Source organism: Halomonas icarae (genome assembly GCF_009901955.1).
GTDB lineage: Bacteria > Pseudomonadota > Gammaproteobacteria > Pseudomonadales > Halomonadaceae > Halomonas > Halomonas icarae.
Genome location: NZ_WUTS01000001.1, coordinates 1,213,666 through 1,229,914, shown reverse-complemented (window position 1 = coordinate 1,229,914; position 16,249 = coordinate 1,213,666). Strand labels below are relative to the sequence as shown.

Annotated in this window: 19 protein-coding genes; 10 read left to right on the top strand and 9 right to left on the bottom strand. The window is 59.3% G+C overall.

The features are described 5' to 3' along the window. Nucleotides 1-136 precede the first annotated feature (136 nt). The gene (locus GRB80_RS05800; RefSeq protein ID WP_161422857.1) at nt 137-1,120 is read left to right on the top strand and encodes an alpha/beta hydrolase; all 984 of its coding nucleotides are present in this window, start codon (nt 137-139) and stop codon (nt 1,118-1,120) included. Next, complete coding sequence (locus GRB80_RS05795) at nt 1,117-1,605, top strand: hypothetical protein (RefSeq protein WP_161422856.1); 489 nt, start codon at nt 1,117-1,119, stop codon at nt 1,603-1,605. The genes GRB80_RS05800 and GRB80_RS05795 overlap by 4 nt, the downstream gene beginning before the upstream one ends. Nucleotide 1,606: 1 nt before the next feature. On the opposite strand, the gene GRB80_RS05790 is transcribed toward GRB80_RS05795, so the two are convergent. Then, nucleotides 1,607-3,109, bottom strand: coding sequence for a YifB family Mg chelatase-like AAA ATPase (locus tag GRB80_RS05790; RefSeq protein WP_132041775.1), 1,503 nt, complete (start codon nt 3,107-3,109; stop codon nt 1,607-1,609). A 71-nt stretch (nt 3,110-3,180) separates the two neighbouring features. After that, nucleotides 3,181-3,540: an accessory factor UbiK family protein gene (locus GRB80_RS05785; RefSeq protein WP_161422855.1), complete on the bottom strand. Its 360-nt coding sequence runs from the start codon at nt 3,538-3,540 to the stop codon at nt 3,181-3,183. Between the two features lie 269 nt (nt 3,541-3,809). On the opposite strand from GRB80_RS05785, the gene GRB80_RS05780 reads away from it, so the two are divergent. From GRB80_RS05780 to glnK, 3 genes are all read left to right on the top strand, one after another. After that, a complete protein-coding gene (locus GRB80_RS05780) occupies nt 3,810-4,148 on the top strand; it encodes a P-II family nitrogen regulator (RefSeq protein WP_132041777.1) in 339 nt (112 codons plus the stop codon). A 78-nt stretch (nt 4,149-4,226) separates the two neighbouring features. Continuing rightward, complete coding sequence (locus tag GRB80_RS05775) at nt 4,227-5,477, top strand: ammonium transporter (RefSeq protein ID WP_161422854.1); 1,251 nt, start codon at nt 4,227-4,229, stop codon at nt 5,475-5,477. Nucleotides 5,478-5,620: 143 nt separating this feature from the next. Continuing rightward, nucleotides 5,621-5,959, top strand: coding sequence for a P-II family nitrogen regulator (glnK, locus tag GRB80_RS05770; protein ID WP_023004277.1), 339 nt, complete (start codon nt 5,621-5,623; stop codon nt 5,957-5,959). 156 nt (nt 5,960-6,115) lie between these two features. Here the strand turns inward: glnK and GRB80_RS05765 are convergent, their stop codons facing one another. Then, on the bottom strand, nt 6,116-6,892 hold the full coding sequence (locus GRB80_RS05765; protein WP_161422853.1) for a ferredoxin--NADP reductase: 777 nt from the start codon (nt 6,890-6,892) through the stop codon (nt 6,116-6,118). Nucleotides 6,893-7,035: 143 nt separating this feature from the next. Between GRB80_RS05765 and GRB80_RS05760 the strand changes: the two genes are divergently transcribed. Beyond that, the gene (locus GRB80_RS05760) at nt 7,036-7,962 is read left to right on the top strand and encodes a LysR family transcriptional regulator (protein ID WP_161422852.1); all 927 of its coding nucleotides are present in this window, start codon (nt 7,036-7,038) and stop codon (nt 7,960-7,962) included. A gap of 69 nt (nt 7,963-8,031) precedes the next feature. Here the strand turns inward: GRB80_RS05760 and GRB80_RS05755 are convergent, their stop codons facing one another. Continuing rightward, nucleotides 8,032-8,460 (bottom strand): host attachment protein, encoded by a 429-nt coding sequence (locus GRB80_RS05755; protein WP_161422851.1) that lies wholly within the window; start codon nt 8,458-8,460, stop codon nt 8,032-8,034. A 200-nt stretch (nt 8,461-8,660) separates the two neighbouring features. On the opposite strand from GRB80_RS05755, the gene GRB80_RS05750 reads away from it, so the two are divergent. Beyond that, nucleotides 8,661-9,146: a hypothetical protein gene (locus GRB80_RS05750; RefSeq protein WP_161422850.1), complete on the top strand. Its 486-nt coding sequence runs from the start codon at nt 8,661-8,663 to the stop codon at nt 9,144-9,146. A 44-nt stretch (nt 9,147-9,190) separates the two neighbouring features. Here GRB80_RS05750 and GRB80_RS05745 read toward each other — a convergent pair whose 3' ends face one another. Together GRB80_RS05745 and hemE are read right to left on the bottom strand one after the other, a co-directional pair. Then, on the bottom strand, nt 9,191-9,583 hold the full coding sequence (locus tag GRB80_RS05745) for a VanZ family protein (RefSeq protein WP_161422849.1): 393 nt from the start codon (nt 9,581-9,583) through the stop codon (nt 9,191-9,193). Then, the gene (hemE, locus tag GRB80_RS05740) at nt 9,576-10,652 is read right to left on the bottom strand and encodes a uroporphyrinogen decarboxylase (protein ID WP_132041784.1); all 1,077 of its coding nucleotides are present in this window, start codon (nt 10,650-10,652) and stop codon (nt 9,576-9,578) included. The genes GRB80_RS05745 and hemE overlap by 8 nt, the downstream gene beginning before the upstream one ends. Nucleotides 10,653-10,790: 138 nt before the next feature. Here hemE and ribA point away from each other — a divergent pair, with 138 nt between their 5' ends. The 3 genes from ribA (at nt 10,791) to GRB80_RS05725 (ending at nt 13,247) form a co-directional block, all read left to right on the top strand. Then, a complete protein-coding gene (ribA, locus tag GRB80_RS05735; protein ID WP_161422848.1) occupies nt 10,791-11,426 on the top strand; it encodes a GTP cyclohydrolase II in 636 nt (211 codons plus the stop codon). 144 nt (nt 11,427-11,570) lie between these two features. After that, entirely contained in the window at nt 11,571-12,557 is a 987-nt protein-coding gene (locus GRB80_RS05730; protein ID WP_161422847.1) for a GlxA family transcriptional regulator, read from the top strand. A 138-nt stretch (nt 12,558-12,695) separates the two neighbouring features. After that, nucleotides 12,696-13,247, top strand: a complete 552-nt coding sequence (locus tag GRB80_RS05725; protein WP_161422846.1) for a cysteine hydrolase family protein — start codon at nt 12,696-12,698, stop codon at nt 13,245-13,247. A 98-nt stretch (nt 13,248-13,345) separates the two neighbouring features. Here GRB80_RS05725 and GRB80_RS05720 read toward each other — a convergent pair whose 3' ends face one another. From GRB80_RS05720 to GRB80_RS05710, 3 genes are all read right to left on the bottom strand, one after another. Beyond that, complete coding sequence (locus GRB80_RS05720) at nt 13,346-14,248, bottom strand: EamA family transporter (RefSeq protein WP_161422845.1); 903 nt, start codon at nt 14,246-14,248, stop codon at nt 13,346-13,348. Between the two features lie 101 nt (nt 14,249-14,349). Next, nucleotides 14,350-15,741 carry an FAD-dependent oxidoreductase gene (locus tag GRB80_RS05715; RefSeq protein WP_161422844.1) on the bottom strand — a complete coding sequence of 464 codons (1,392 nt, stop codon included), beginning with the start codon at nt 15,739-15,741 and terminating at the stop codon, nt 14,350-14,352. 154 nt (nt 15,742-15,895) lie between these two features. Next, the coding region (locus GRB80_RS05710) for an aldehyde dehydrogenase family protein (RefSeq protein ID WP_161422843.1) at nt 15,896-16,249 on the bottom strand (354 nt) is incomplete at its 5' end.

Here is a 16,249-nt window from a genome sequence, read left to right as displayed (position 1 = left end):
TCCATATGTAAAGCTGAGGCATCATCGCCGCCATAGAGACTCGACCAAAAGATAATGCTGCAAGGACCACCTACTCGGCACGCATGGTGACACCTCACGCTTGACGCTAGCATGGTGGAACACCACGGAGAATGCGATGAGTGACTTTACCCCTCTGCAGGCGCTAGGCCCCTTCCGCAAGGTCGACCCTGCAGTCGAGCTGCCCGGCGGTGACCACCTGGAGCGCTATCTGGGCCACTACGGCCTGGCACCGCTACTCGCCAAGCATGTGGGGTTGCATCTCGGTTTCCTGAACGCCGGTGGCTTCCGGCTATGGGCCTCGCTATGGAGTCCCGCCGAGCCTATCGGCACGGTCTTCGTGGTTCACGGCTACTTCGACCACCTGGGGCTCTATCGCCACCTGCTGGAGAGACTGCTCGAGCGAGGCTGGCGAGTGGTGCTGTGGGATCTGCCTGGCCACGGACTCTCCAGTGGCCGACGCGCCTCCATCGAGGACTTCGACGACTATGGCAATTGCCTGAACGCTCTCCAGGACCATCTGCAGCGTGAAGGGCTGGCGCCTCACCCCTGGCTGGGCATCGGCCAGAGCACCGGGGCGGCGATACTCGCCACCGATGCGCTGACCCGCGGCACGGACAGCCACTGGGCCGGTCTGGCCCTGCTGGCCCCCCTGGTGCGGCCCTGGGGCTGGCGGCAGTCGAGCTGGATTCACCTGCTGGTGGGCCCCTTCGTCCGCTCCATTCCTCGCAAGTTCCGCGACAACTCCACCGATGCCGAATTCGCGACCTTCCTTCGTGAGCAGGATCCGTTGCAGGCCGACCGACTGGCGGTGGACTGGGTCAGCGCCATGCGTCGCTGGATGCCTCGCCTGCTGGCACTGCCCCCCACCCCGGTGCCGACCCTGATCCTGCAGGGAGAGCAGGACCTGACCGTGGACTGGGTATGGAACCTGGAGGTGCTCAAGGAGAAATTCCCCAATGCCGAGGTCCATCTACACCCCGAGGCACGCCACCACCTGGTCAATGAGGCGGAGCCCATCCGCCAGGCGCTCTTCGACACCCTGGACCGCTTCATCGACGCCCTGGCCCCCAGCCCCGCAGCGGAGAACACGCCACCATGAACACCTCCTCACGCCTGACCCTGCTGGCACTGCTGGCGCTGCTCACCGGCTGCGCCGGCGCCCCGGAGCGACCCGACAGCGGCATTCGTCAGGCGCTGTTCAACCTTGGCGAGCGCGCCGCGACGCGGGTAATGGCCGCGCCGGAACTCCCTCGCCCTCCGAGCGACCAGGTGCTGCTGCTCTCCCCCTCCGAAGTCGACGCCAGCCTCGGCATCGAGGACGAGCGCTTCCAGGAGAGCCTGGTTCGCGCCCTGCTGGCGGTCAGCGACGGTCCTCAGGTGCTCGACTGGGGCGATGGCCTGAGCGAGGGCGGCGACAATCAGTGGCAGCTGGAGAGCCACCTCGAGGCGGACGGCCCACGCCTCACCCTCTCCGATCGAGAACTTCTGCCCTACCGCCTGAAGCTGACACTGCGCCGCCCCGGCGAGGAAGCGGCTCGCTGGCAAGCCAGCCTCCAGGGGGCCCTGGACGCCACGGCGCTATAACTCACCCCTTCAGCAGTCGATCGAGCTGGCGATACCCCACAGCCTCGATCAGCTGCTCACGCTCCGGCGCTGACGCCCCCGCCAGGTCGGCCAGGGTCAGGGCCACCCGCAACACACGATGGTAGGCCCGCGCCGAGAGCCGTAGCCGTTCCAGCACCTCGGCCAGCCAGGCGCGATCGGCCGCCGAGAGGCCACAGGCCGCCTCCAGTTCACGCCCGGCCAGATGAGCATTGAGCGCACCCCGCGCCAGCTGGCATTCGCGCGCGGCCAGCACCCGCCGGCGGACCGTCGCGGAGTCCTCGCCGGCCTGGTTGGCGGTCAACTGCTCCGGCGGCAGCGCCGGCACCTCCACCTGTAGGTCGATACGATCGAGCAGTGGACCCGAGAGGCGCGACTGGTAGCGCTGGATCTGTGCCGCCGTGCAGTGACAGGCCTGGCGCGGATCGCCCAGGTGACCACAGGGGCAGGGATTCATCGCCGCCACCAGCTGGAAGCGCGCCGGATAGCGGCGCTCGTGGCTGGCCCGAGCGATATGGATACGCCCCGACTCCATGGGTTCGCGCATCACCTCCAGCACATGACGCGGAAACTCCGGTAGCTCATCGAGGAACAGCACGCCGTGGTGGGCCAGGGAGATCTCGCCGGGGCGCGGCCTCGTACCGCCGCCCACCAGCGCCACGGCGCTGGCGGTATGATGCGGCGAGCGGAAGGGCCGACGGCCCCACTCGGCGCGCAGCGGCAGCCCGCTGACCGAGCGTACCGCCGCCACCTCCAGCGCCTCCTCGTCGGTCAGCGGCGGCAGGATGCCCGGCAGGCGACTGGCCAGCATGGTCTTGCCGGTTCCGGGCGGGCCGGCGAAGAGCAGGTTGTGGCCGCCGGCGGCGGCCACCTCCAGGGCGCGGCGGGCCTGAAACTGTCCGCGTACCTCGGCCAGGTCGGGCAGCGGCCGTGTCGCCTCGGGCGGGCGCATCAAGCGATGGGGCGTGATCGGAGTCTGGCCCAGCAGGTGGGCCACCACCTCGAGCAGATGATCGGCGGGCAGTACCTCAAGCTCACCGGCCAGCGCCGCCTCATCGGCATTGGCCCATGGCACGATCAGCCTCCGCCCCGCACGACGCGCCGCCAGGGCCAGCGGCAACACCCCCTCCACACGGCGAAGTGCACCGTCCAGCGCCAGCTCGCCGACGCTCTCGGTGTTCTCCAGACAGGCGGGAGGCAGCTGTCCCGAGGCGAGCAGCAGCCCCAGGGCGATGGGCAGATCGAAGCGACCACCCTCCTTGGGCAGGTCGGCGGGAGCCAGGTTGAGGGTGATACGCCGCAGCGGGTATTCGAAGCCGGCATTGACCAGGGCGCTGCGCACCCGCTCCCGGCTCTCCTTCACCGCCGTCTCCGGCAGGCCGACCAGCGTCATGCTGGGCAGGCCGTTGGAGAGGTGCACTTCCACCTGCACCTCGGGTGCCTCAAGACCGAGGCCGGCCCGGGTGTGCACGATCGCCAGCGTCATGGGCGCTCCCTCGCGAATGGAATGCCTTCAGGCTAGCCTAGCCAGCGAGGGCCAGCGAGGGAACGCGCGTCTCAGCGTCCCGCTTCGCCGGCGCCTTCTTCAGGAGGGGTCGACGCCTTGTCCGTAGCAGTGGGCTGGGGCTTGTCGGCGGCACCGGCATCACGGGAGACGGTATCACCGCCGGCCTGGGCCTCCACCAGTGCCTCCAGGGCCGCCACCTGCTGCTCCAGCGACTCGACCCTGGCTCGGGTGCGCTGCAGCACGTCCATCAGGATGTCGAAGTCCTCGCGTGAGACCAGCTCCAGACGGTCGAAGGCGCCCCTCACCACCTGCTGGACACCTTTCTGCACCTCTTCGGGCGCCTGGGAAGCCCCCTGCAGACGCTCGCCGATCTGCTGGGCCAGCCGGCCGATTCTGTCGTGGGTCACCATGGTGATTCTCCTGATTGGGAATGATGGCCTACAGGATACGCGTGGCACCTCCGGGACGCATGCCCTCTTGCAGGGCATATGGCATGAGCCTCGGCACCATCACAGAGCATGGGCCTGTTAGACGGCCTGACAAGGTGCCGCTCGCGGTCGAGAGCGGTAACACAATCTATTGATATTGAATGGATTAAATGTTCGCTGGCATGCCATGCGCATGGTGCTGATCAGCCACCCCATCGGGTCGCCTCTCATCGCCAACGAGGAGACAGGCCATGAAGCTGATCAGCGCGATCATCAAGCCCTTCAAGCTGGACGACGTCCGCGAAGCACTCGCCGACAACGGCGTGCAGGGCATTACCGTTACCGAGGTCAAGGGCTTCGGACGCCAGAAGGGGCATACCGAGCTCTATCGCGGCGCCGAGTATGTTGTCGACTTCCTGCCCAAGGTGAAGCTCGAGATCGCCGTGGAAGACGAGCGTCTGGAGGACGTGCTCGACGCCATCTGTACCGCCGCCGGCAGCGGCAAGATCGGCGACGGCAAGGTGTTCGTCACCGCCCTCGAGGAGGTGATCCGCATCCGCACCGGCGAACGCGGCACCGATGCCGTCTGATCGCCGCGACCCACCTGAAGTCGCCTGCCACTTACCTGCCTGGAGGCGCCTGCGGCTTAACTGTCTGGAGAAAGCCCCATGAGTGACCTGATCGAACTGAGCTATGCGCTCGATACCTTCTACTTCCTGATCTGCGGCGTGTTGGTGATGTGGATGGCCGCCGGTTTCGCCATGCTCGAGGCGGGTCTTGTGCGCGCCAAGAACACCGCCGAGATCCTTACCAAGAACATCGCCCTGTTTGCCATCGCCTGCACCCTGTATCTGCTGGTGGGCTATCACATCATGTACGCAAGCCCCGATGGCGGCATTCTTCCCAGCATCGGTGGACTGCTGGGCAGTGAGAACGGCGTGGATGCCGTGCTAGCCGGCGGCGATGACGCCCCCTACTACGCCATGCGCGCCGACTATTTCTTCCAGGTGGTATTCGTGGCCACCGCCATGTCGATCGTCTCCGGCGCCGTGGCCGAGCGCATGAAGCTATGGGCCTTCCTGGCCTTCGCCGTGGTGATGACCGGCCTGATCTATCCGGTCTCGGGCTACTGGACCTGGGGCGGTGGCTGGCTCTCCGCCGCCGGCTTCTCCGACTACGCCGGCTCCGGCATCGTGCATATGGCCGGTGCGGCGGCGGCCCTGGCCGGTGTTCTGGTGCTCGGCCCGCGCAAGGGCAAGTACGGCAGGGACGGCAGCGTCTACGCCATTCCCGGCGCCAACCTGCCGCTGGCCACCCTGGGTACCTTCATCCTGTGGATGGGCTGGTTCGGCTTCAACGGTGGCTCGGAGCTGAAGATCTCCGACGTGGCCTCCGCCAACAACGTCGCCCAGGTGCTGGTCAACACCAACGCCGCCGCTGCCGGCGGGGTCATCGCCGCCCTGATCGTGGCCAAGCTATGGTTCCGCAAGGCCGACCTGACCATGACCCTCAATGGTGCCCTGGCCGGCCTGGTGGCCATCACTGCCGAACCGCTGGCTCCCACCGCACCGGGCGCCGCCCTGATCGGCGCCGTGGGTGGGGCCATCGTGATCGCCGCCATCGTGGCCCTCGACAAGCTGAAGATAGATGACCCGGTCGGTGCCATCTCGGTGCATGGGGTGGTCGGCATCTGGGGCCTGCTGGCGGTGCCGCTCAGCAATGGCGGGGCCAGCATCGGCGCCCAGCTGCTCGGCATCGTCGGGATCTTCGCCTGGGTCTTCCTGACCAGCCTGGGGGTCTGGAGCCTCCTCAAGGCGCTGATCGGCATCCGGGTCAGCGAGGAGGAGGAGTATGCGGGTGTCGACCTGGCCGAATGCGGCATGGAGGCCTACCCCGAGTTCAGCGTGGCCAAGCAGTGAAGGCCATGCACCGAAGTGAGCAGGCGTGCTCCACTTGCCCCCGAATGGGGGCTTTTTTTCTTCCCCGCCGGCGGCGTGTATCCTAGAAGCAACCCGCCTATCGACGGCGGCACGTCCGCCCAGGAACCGACGAGGAACCAATCATGAAACTGGTGACCGCCATCATCAAACCCTTCAAGCTCGATGACGTCAGGGAGTCCCTCTCGGAGATCGGCGTACAGGGCATCACCGTCACCGAGGTGAAGGGCTTCGGCCGTCAGAAGGGTCATACCGAACTCTACCGTGGCGCCGAGTACGTGGTGGACTTCCTGCCCAAGGTCAAGCTCGAGGTCGCCGTGGATGACGAGATGGCCGAGAAGGTGATCGACGCCATCACCAGCGTGGCGAATACCGGCAAGATCGGTGACGGCAAGATCTTCGTGACACCGCTGGAGCAGGTGATCCGGATCCGCACCGGCGAAACCGGCAAGGATGCCGTTTAAAGCCGTAAGCCGTAAACCGTAAGCCGTAAGCCGTAAGCCGTAAGCCGTAAGCATGACGTTGACCTTCGGGCAGATATAAAGAACCCCATCTGGCACCTGCCAGATGGGGTTCTCTTATAGCTTACGGCTTAGAGTTTAAGCTCCCGGCGAGGCGGGTCACTTTTCGACAAACGCCCGCTCGATCACGTAGTCACCGGGCTCCCCCATGCGCGGTGAGATCTTGAAGCCCAGCTCGTCGAGCAGTTCGCTGGTGCTCTCCAGCATCGAGGGGCTGCCGCAGATCATGGCGCGATCCTGCTTGGGATCCAGTGCCGGCAGGCCGGTATCCTCGGCGAGCTTGCCACTGCGGATATGATCGGTCAGCCGGCCCATGGTATGGAACGTTTCACGGGTCACCGTCGGATAGTAGACAAGCTTTTCGCTGATCTCCTCACCCAGATATTCATGAGCCGGCAGCTCCTGCTGGATAAAGTCGGCATAGGCCAGCTCGCTGACGTAGCGCACGCCATGCACCAGCACCACCTTCTCGAAGCGTTCGTAGACCTCCGGGTCCTGGATCAGGCTCATGAACGGAGCCAGGCCGGTGCCGGTGGAGAGCAGGTAGAGATTGCGTCCGGGCAGCAGGTCATCGGTGACCAGGGTGCCGGTGGGCTTGCGGCTCACCATGATCTGGTCGCCCACGGCGAGATGCTGGAGTCGCGAGGTAAGGGGGCCATCGGGCACCTTGATGCTGAAGAACTCCAGATGATCCTCATAATTGGGGCTGGCGATGGAGTAGGCGCGCATCAGGGGTTTGCCGCTCACTTCCAGCCCAATCATCACGAACTGACCATTCTTGAAACGCAAACTGCGCTCGCGGGTGGTGCGAAAGCTGAACAGGGTATCGTTCCAGTGATGGACGCTGAGAACCTCTTCGAGGGCAAACTTGCTCATACCGCCTCCTTTAGTATTCCAAAAAAGAATAAAAGATTGATAAAGATTTGGTTTGAATTCTAAGGCAGGAGGCGTTATCTGTTAAATGGATTGTATGGATAACCTTTATTTGCAATATTGATATAGACCATCGGAGCTTGCCCATGCGTTTTACTCTGCGCCAGCTGGAGGTCTTCGTCGCGGTGGCCCAGCACGAGAGCGTGTCCCGAGCGGCTCGTGCCCTGGCGCTCTCCCAGTCTGCTGCCAGCAGCGCCCTCGCCGAGCTGGAAAAGCAATTCGACTGCCAGTTGCTGGATCGCCACGGTAAGCGCCTGCGCCTCAACGCCCTGGGCTTTCAGCTGCTGCCCAAGGCGGTAGCGCTGCTGGATCGCGCCGAGGAGGTCGAGGAGCTGCTCCATGGTCAGCAGGGCATTGGTGTGCTCGATGTTGGTGCCACCCTGACCATCGGCAACTACCTGGCCACCCTGCTGATCAGTGATTTCATGCAACGCCATCCCGGTAGTCGGGTCCGCCTGGCGGTGCGCAACACCCGCACCATCGTCGATAGCGTGCGCCACCATCGGTTGGACCTGGGCCTAATCGAGGGCCAGTGCGAAGAGGAGGACGTGATCTCCCAGCCCTGGGTGGAGGATGAACTGGTGGTGTTCTGTTCGCCCCGTCACCCTCTCGCAATGGCCGGAGAGGTGGAGCTGGGGCGACTACTGCACGAGGCCTGGATCATGCGCGAAGAGGGGTCGGGGACGCGTCTGACCCTGGAGCAGGCGGCCCGTCATCGGCGCAGTCGCTTCAATGTGCTGCTGGAACTTGAGCACACCGAGGGGATCAAGCGCGCGGTGGAGTCAGGCCTGGGCATCGGCTGTGTCTCCCGGCTCGCACTGCGTGATGCCTTCCGGCGCGGCAGCCTGGTGCCCATCGCCACGCCCGAGCTGGACCTTAGCCGTCAGTTCACCTTTATCTGGCACCGCCACAAGTATCTCGCCTCCGGCATGCGTGAGTTTCTCAAGCTATGCCGACAGATGACCGAGGGCGCCACCCGCAGCGACCAGATTGACCTGCCGAAGGTGCCCTGAACGCTGCATTTCAACAACATCGGGCCCGGCAGTGCCGGGCCCGATGAATACACCTGGGTCACTCGAGAGTCAACGCAGGTCGCTGACCGCTTCCTGAATATCCTCCAGGTTCGCCTTGGTGAGATCCTTGGTCAGGGAGTGAATCACCAACTTCGTGGTGGGAGCGTCGAGCTTGTCACGTAGTTGCCCGAGGAAGCGGCCCGGAGCCACCAGAATCAACTTCTCCAGGCTATTGTCGACGCGAGCTCGGTAGAGACGTTCGGCGACCTGCTTGGCGAACACCTGCTCTTCATGGGTGCGCGCCGCGCTCTCACCACCGGAAGAGCGCGAACTGGTCGACGTCGACTCATGCACGTCGGCACCGCGATCCGTGACCAGGTCTCCTTCATGCAGCCGGTTCGCCGCATGCACCAGGCTCTCCTGCTCGACCAGCTTGAGCGCGTCACGGGTGAAGATTCGTGCCCGCGCCGCATCCGCCACCACGATATAAGTTGTCATAGTCACTCCTTGATACCGGTGGAACGACGGCCGGCGCCACGCCGACCGCTATGGATCAACAATGGCAAGCGCCTTGATGCGGGTCAACCCGCACCGACGGTAAATGGCGACAACTGCAGCGGCGTCTGTTCTGGGGTAGCATTTCCACTGACCGGCAGGATGCCGGCACCTATCGCCACGATGTGGCCCGGGAGGCCTCGATGCGTCAGCTACTGTTTCCCCGCCGCCCGCTATCCCGCGGCACCCTGCTCACCTGTCATCTGCTGCTGCAGGGCGGTCTCGTCATTGGTGCAGGGCTGTGGCTTGCCCCCCGCACCCCTTGGCTGGCCACCACCACCTGGCAGGAAAACTGGCCCGTCCTGGCAATGGGCGCCGGCCTGTGGCTGCTGGCCGCCATGCTGCTGCGCCTGGTGGCCGAGCTCTCGCTGCTGCCCCACCATCTGGCCGGCCAGCTCCGGGCCGGCCCGGTCATCACCCGCTCCTGGGAGCGACGCCCGGCGGTGCATGATCCTCAGTCCGCCTGGACCAGCGAGGCGCGTCCCCTGACCGCCACGGACGACGCGGTAGGCAGCCCCCGGGTAACCCGGCCCGCCGAGCCGCTACGCTCCCGCAGCGGCCGCAAGCCCACCCAGGACTCCACCGACACCCCTTATGACGAGCCCCCAGGCGGAACACCGCATCGCTGAGCCTGCGACCCGTCGAATTCGACCAACATCTCTTTACTGTCTCATCAATCTGGCCGTGCGATGCACAGCAGCCAGCGCAGGCCGGCCAGCAGCAGCACGGCCGTGGCGGCACCGAGACCATTGGCGAGAATATCAGCCCAGTCGCCACCGCTACGCCCCGACACCAGAAGCTGGGCGAACTCGATAATGCCTCCGAAGCCGACGACGAGCAGCAGGGTGATCGGCAGACGCACGCCGGCAAGGCCGAGCAGCCCCGCCAGACCGGCATAGCCGATGAAGTGATTGAGCTTGTCCCAGGGTAACTGCCTTGGCATCTCGTTGCCCGGGGTCAGACTACCGATGACGATAATCAGCGCCGCCACAACGGCCAGCGCCGCCCATAGGCGGCGCCGGTCGTGCAGTCGTCTCAGGCCAGCCAACCCTGCCCATTCAGCCATGGGAGATATTGCGGTGATAGGCCGGGCTCAGGTCGTGCAACGCCTCCATGAAGGCGGTGACGTTATCCGGGTTGGTGAACTGGCTGATACCGTGCCCAAGATTGAAGACATGCCCGGGACCTTCACCGTAGCTCTCCAGGATACGGCCGACTTCGGCACGAATCGCCGACGGGCGAGCGAACAGCACGTTGGGGTCGAGATTGCCCTGCAGGGCCACCTTGTCGCCCACCCGAGCGCGGGCGCTGGAGAGTTCGGTGCTCCAGTCCAGACCCACCGCATCGGAACCGGCCTGCACGATCTCCTCGAGCCAGTGGCCGCCGTTCTTGGTAAACAGGATCACCGGCACGCGACGCCCCTCATGCTCACGGATCAGACCGGCGACGATCTGCTCCATGTAGCGCAGCGAAAACTCCAGATAGGCCGGCGTGGTGAGGACACCCCCCCAGGTATCGAAGATCTGCACCGCCTGTGCACCCGCGCGGATCTGGGCGTTGAGGTAGTCGGTCACGGCCGTGGCCAGGGTGTCGAGCAGATCATGCATCACGCTGGGCGTGTCATAGAGCATGGTCTTGACGTGGCGGAAGTCCTTGCTGGAGCTGCCTTCGACCATATAGGTCGCCAGCGTCCAGGGACTGCCGGAGAAGCCGATCAGCGGTACCCGCCCGTTCAGCTCGCGACGGATGGTGGAGACCGCCCGCATCACGTAGTCGAGATCGCGCTCGGCGTCGGGCGCGCTGAGCGCCGCCACCTCTTCGGCGGTGCGTATCGGCTTGCGGAACTTGGGCCCCTCGCCCGTCTCGAAGTAGAGCCCCAGCCCCATGGCATCGGGAATCGTGAGAATGTCCGAGAAGAGGATCGCGGCATCCAGCGGGAAGCGCTCCAGCGGCTGCAGGGTGACCTCACAGGCCAGGTCCTGATTGCGACACAGATCCATGAAGCTGCCGGCGTCGGCGCGGGCGGCGCGGTACTCCGGTAGGTAGCGGCCTGCCTGACGCATCATCCAGACCGGAGTACGGTCCACCGGCTGACGCGCCAGGGCGCGCAGAAAGCGATCGTTCTTGAGTTCCATGCAGAAGGTCATCCACGATGAAATGTATTCTGCATTGTACCCGATCCCTGCGCTCCGGTCGTGAGCCTCGCTCGCCTTCCTGATAGAATGGCGTCCTACTCCAGCGGCGCCGCCCGCGGCCTGATAACGAGGTAACCCGTGACGATTCGCTTTATCGCCGCCTCCCGGCTGCCCACCCCCTGGGCGACCTTCACCATGCACGGTTTCGAAGACGAGGCCACCGGCAAGGATCATATCGCCCTGACACTGGGTGACGTGGCCGATGGCGAGCCGGTGCTGGGCCGGGTGCACTCGGAGTGCCTGACCGGGGACGCGCTCTTCTCGATGCGCTGCGACTGCGGCTACCAGCTGCAGGAAGCGCTCAAGCGGATCGCCGAGGAGGGGCGCGGGGTACTGTTCTACCTGCGCCAGGAGGGGCGAGGCATCGGGTTGCTCAACAAGATCCGTGCCTATCACCTTCAGGATCAGGGGGCCGATACCGTGGAAGCCAACGAGCGGCTGGGCTTCGCCGCCGACCTGCGCCGCTACGACCTCTGTGTACCGATGCTCGAGCACCTGGGCATCGCCGCCCTGCGCCTGATGACCAACAACCCGCGCAAGGTAGACGCCCTGAGCCGTGCCGGCATCAACGTCGCGGAGCGGGTGCCGCTTACCACCGGCCTCAACCCCCACAACGAGCACTACCTCTCCACCAAGGCCGGCAAGCTGGGGCACATGATGGTGCTGGGCGACTTTACCCCGGTCGAGGAGACCAGTAACAAGCAGAAACCATGACACTACTCCATCCTCGAAGTTACTATAAGTGCCTTGAGGATGTGGAGGACTAAGTCATTATTAATTCACTTCTGCGAGTTTGGCTTTATACAACCCAGAAAAAGAAAATGCCGTTATCTTCTTCGAAAGGGGGCGTTGAGTTAAATGGATAAAGCGCAGACGCTCGAAATAGGTTTAGTGCTATATCCTGGAGCGCAACAAGCAGCTGTGTTAGGCCTGACCGACCTCTTTTGTGTCGCTAGTCGCATGGCATCATCACGTCTTCAGAACGCCGCCCCCCCATTGCGGGTCACACATTGGCATCAACGTGTTGCAGATACTCCACCTGTATGCATTTTTAATAGCGCCCCAAGCGTACCCTCCTTGCTATCAGCGTTAATTTTGCCCCCCACCCTAAACGAACCTCTCGAACAGGATAAAGCTTCGGCTCTTTCGAAGTGGCTTCACCAACGACATGCAGACGGAGTCATACTGGGGTCCGTATGCGCCGGTGCCTTCCCGCTAGCCGCAACAGGTATAATGGCCGGCCGCAGAATGACAACCCACTGGACTTATGCCGATTTACTTCAGCTTCGCCACACCAATATACATGTAGACGCCGACCAGTTACTTATTGATGACGGGGACGTCATTACTGCTGGTGGCCTTATGGCTTGGACAGACTTAGGGTTAAAGCTGGTGGATCGCTTACTGGGTCCAACTGTAATGGTCGAGATGTCGCGTATGTTAGTTGTAGACCCTCCCGGTCGGGAGCAGCGCTACTATAGCGCCTTTTCGCCTCGTTTGACCCATGGAGATAGTGCGATACTCAAAGTGCAACACTGGCTACAGGCAACCCAAGCCAAGAGCGTGGTATTACCCTCCTTGGCAGCACGGGCAGGCTTGGAAGAGCGCACCTTCATGCGCCGTTTCCGAAAGGCCACAGGCATGACAACGACAGAGTACTGCCAACAGCTACGGATAGGCCAAGCCCGGGAATTATTACAATTCGAAAGCACAACTATTGAACAAATAGCGTGGCAGGTCGGTTATAAAGACACTGGTGCATTCCGTAAAATTTTTACACGCATTGTAGGCTTGTCACCTAGTGCATATCGACAACGTTTTAGCGCAAAATCTCAAGGTACGTAACAAAAGTAAAGGCTGAGCCAAAAAAGCTTTAATTTACTTGGTGGCATTATTGACACCAAAATTGTCATTTCCGACACTTCCCCTCATGCCACATATAGACAAACATAATATCTCACGGCCCATCGATGGAGATGAAAATTGAAAAACCTTGGCTTGATCATCATTGACTTGCAAAAAGAGTACCTTCCAACTGGTAAGCTTCCCCTGAATAACATCGAAACAATAGCGGACAACGCAACCAAGGTTCTTGTCGATGCTAGAAAAAAGAACATTCCTATCATTCACGTCCGACATGAGTTTTCCAATGGTGAGGCACCAGTATTCATACCTGGCACTGAGGGCGTAGAATTTCAGCCCCAGCTGCTTCCAGCCGATAATGAAACGATCATCGTCAAAAACCACATCAACGCATTTCGCGGCACAGACCTCAAGCAGCAGCTTGATGCTCACGGTGTTGAAGAGCTAGTTATTGTGGGGGCCATGAGCCACATGTGTGTCGATGCCTGCGTTCGTGCTGCAGTTGATATGGGTTATCCAGTCACAGTGCTGCACGATGCTTGCACAACGCTGGACCTAGATTTCAACGGCGTGACTGTACCTGCGACACAGGTGCAAGCGGCAATGATGGCAGCATTTGAGTTCGGCTATGGCACCGTGACTTCAACGGAATCATACTTGGGTACGAAATAGTTAGCCCTAACACTCTCTGCCTTAAATCCAATAACTTGCAAGCCCTCTTAAGCCATCATAGCAAAATAAAACCAGGGGGCTTGCGACTTCTCAGAAAATCAAGTTAGCGCAATTACTAGCCCAGCTATAATCAATGAAGCACCAAAAAACCTAGGAATATAAAACTTCTCCCCTAGCCAAAAAACACCTATTACAACTCCAAATATAATACTGACTTGCCGGAGAGCAACAACCAAGCTAACGTTTTCAGTAAAGCTCATTGCTACTAGCACAAGCCCATAGGTAGTTGACATCATGATTCCAGTTATTGAAGCGACGCACTTTATTGACCAGGCTGTTTCAAATTGTCTGTATTGACGAGTGTAAATTATCCATAAAGCAATCGGAACTGACATGGCCCAATACTGCAATGCCAAATAGTAAATAGCAGAATACTCATTCGAAACATATAGACCCATAGCATGGGTTAAAACATTCAAAGCTTCTTTATCGAGAACTGAATATCCTGCTGTGCCAAGTGCTGAAAAACTAGCCCAAAGGATCCCTGGCTGTAAATAGTCTCTAAACCTTAACTCCTTTAAACTGGTCACAGGAAGAAAAATGCAGCCAATAAATAATATAAAAAACCCTAACCACTGGTTACTGCTTACAGAATAGCCCATAAGAAATATCACAGCTCCAACCAGTAAAACTGGAAAGCCTCGCGCCAAAGGATAGACAATGCCCACATCTGCATTTTTATAAGCGAACACAAGACCTGTTAAGTACACCATTTGGCACAGTCCACTAACAACCAAAATCCACCAAAACTGGATGGAAATTTCTCCTACAGGAAATCTTGCTCCAAACCATATAACATAGGGTGTAAGCAACACTGAAGCAGCCATGGTTGCAGAGAATATAAAAGCAGTACCAGAGGCTTGATAAAACTTTCCTACAGCGTTCCACCCAGCATGAAGTGCAGCGGAAATAACAACAATAAGAATTGCAGTTAAAGACATCTTACACTCCTTGAAAAAGAGACCTCACATGAGAAATCAAAAAGCCAACCTCCCAAATATAAAAAAGGGGCTCCAAGCCCCCTATTCTAATAAATAGCTTTTTAACTTTTATCCGACTTACCAGCTGCCGCAGCAAGCTTTGATAATCGTATATCATAGAATTTTGGCTTTTTCTCTACGTCTTCCGCGTATTCTTTACGCCTAATTGCATTTCTGATCATCAATGAACCAAAATAACGGAATGGTTCTGGCGGGAAGTAACCTAAAGGCCCTCTAACAAGTGGTGATTTCACCCAATCATTATCAAGATCTAAAACTAAAGATGAAAGAATTTGACCACCCATATGGCATGGGCCAACTCCATTTCCAGAATATCCAAACCCATAAAAAACATTACTGCTATTATTCAGTTTTCCAAAAAATGGCAATCCAGTTACTGAACGATCTGAAGCACCATTCCAAGTCGCCTCAATTTCCACACCACTTAACTCAGGAAAAAAACTTACAAGACTTTTATGAAGCAAGTTCCTATAGGGAGAGGGTTTATCGAACACTGGGGAGATTTTCCCTCCATAAGAAAAAGTATTCCCCCCCTTTCCTAGCATAACCCTCCCATCTGGTGTCCTGTGGTAATAGTGAACAAATGTCCTTGAATCAAGGACACTCACCCCACTCGTTAACCCAATCTTCTCCAAGACTTCTGGGCAGGGTTCAGTAATAATCATATCACTAGAGACAATAGCGATCGTGCGCTCGAAGCGGGGAAATAAACGCGCCATCCACGCGTTAATCCCCAAAACTACTTTATCGGCCGTTACATTTCCATTAGGTGTTGCAATCTTGGCTGGCATAGCCTCTTCCAGCTTCAGCATGGGCGTGTTTTCATATATTTTAACGCCTAACTCAATGGCAACTTTTCGCATCCCTCGGACAAGCTTTCCTGGCTGTACAGTCGCAGCAACGGGTGAGTACCATGCTTCTATATTTTTATCCGACCCGGACATCCTTTTAACATCAGAAAACGAAAGCTTGCGAAATGAGTTTATTCCCTGATTCTCGAGAGCAGAGATCACACTGTCATTAGCCCCTATCTGAGATGAATTGGTTGCCGTATAAAGAGTCCCGTCCAGCAAAAAATCAGCATCGACTTCATATTTCTTACAAAATCTTCCTATTGAATAAATACTTTCTTCTGATTCTTTCACCAGACGTACAGCTTCTTCTTCTCCAAACAGCTTTTCAAGAGTAAAGTATTTTGCAGACCATGTGAGTGCACAGCCACCATTTCGCCCACTAGCACCAGCACCACAAACATCGGCTTCAACAATCACCACATTAACATCTGGCGACTGCTCTTTAATCATTATGGCCGTCCATAGACCAGTGTACCCTCCACCAACAATACACACATCAGCCTCAACATCATTCTCTAGCGGAGGACACTCTAAAACCTCTTCTTCACCTAAAGCTTTCTTTATCCAATATGGTCGCATTTAAGCCCCTCCGCATAACTTATCATCAAGACATAAAAAATTGAAAGACCAGATCAAACACAAGATAACTGACATTGAAATATGCGATGATAACTGAGCTTTCCCACTAAACTTTTATTCAATTATCATCGCTTTTATATAGAAAAGTTAAGGCTTAGAAGAAGCCCATTGGATTGATGTCGTAGCTGACCAGCAGGTTCTTGGTCTGCTGGTAGTGCTCGAGGGCCACCTTGTGGGTCTCGCGACCGACACCGGACTTCTTGTAGCCGCCGAAGGCGGCATGCGCCGGATACTGGTGGTAGCAGTTGGTCCATACGCGACCGGCCTGGATGCCACGCCCCATGCGGAAGGCCACATTGATGTCGCGACTCCAGACGCCGGCGCCAAGGCCGAACTCGGTATCGTTGGCGATCGCCAGCGCCTCCTCCTCGTCCTTGAAGGTGGTCACCGCCACCACCGGCCCGAAGATCTCCTCCTGGAAGACGCGCATCTTGTTGTGGCCCTTGAG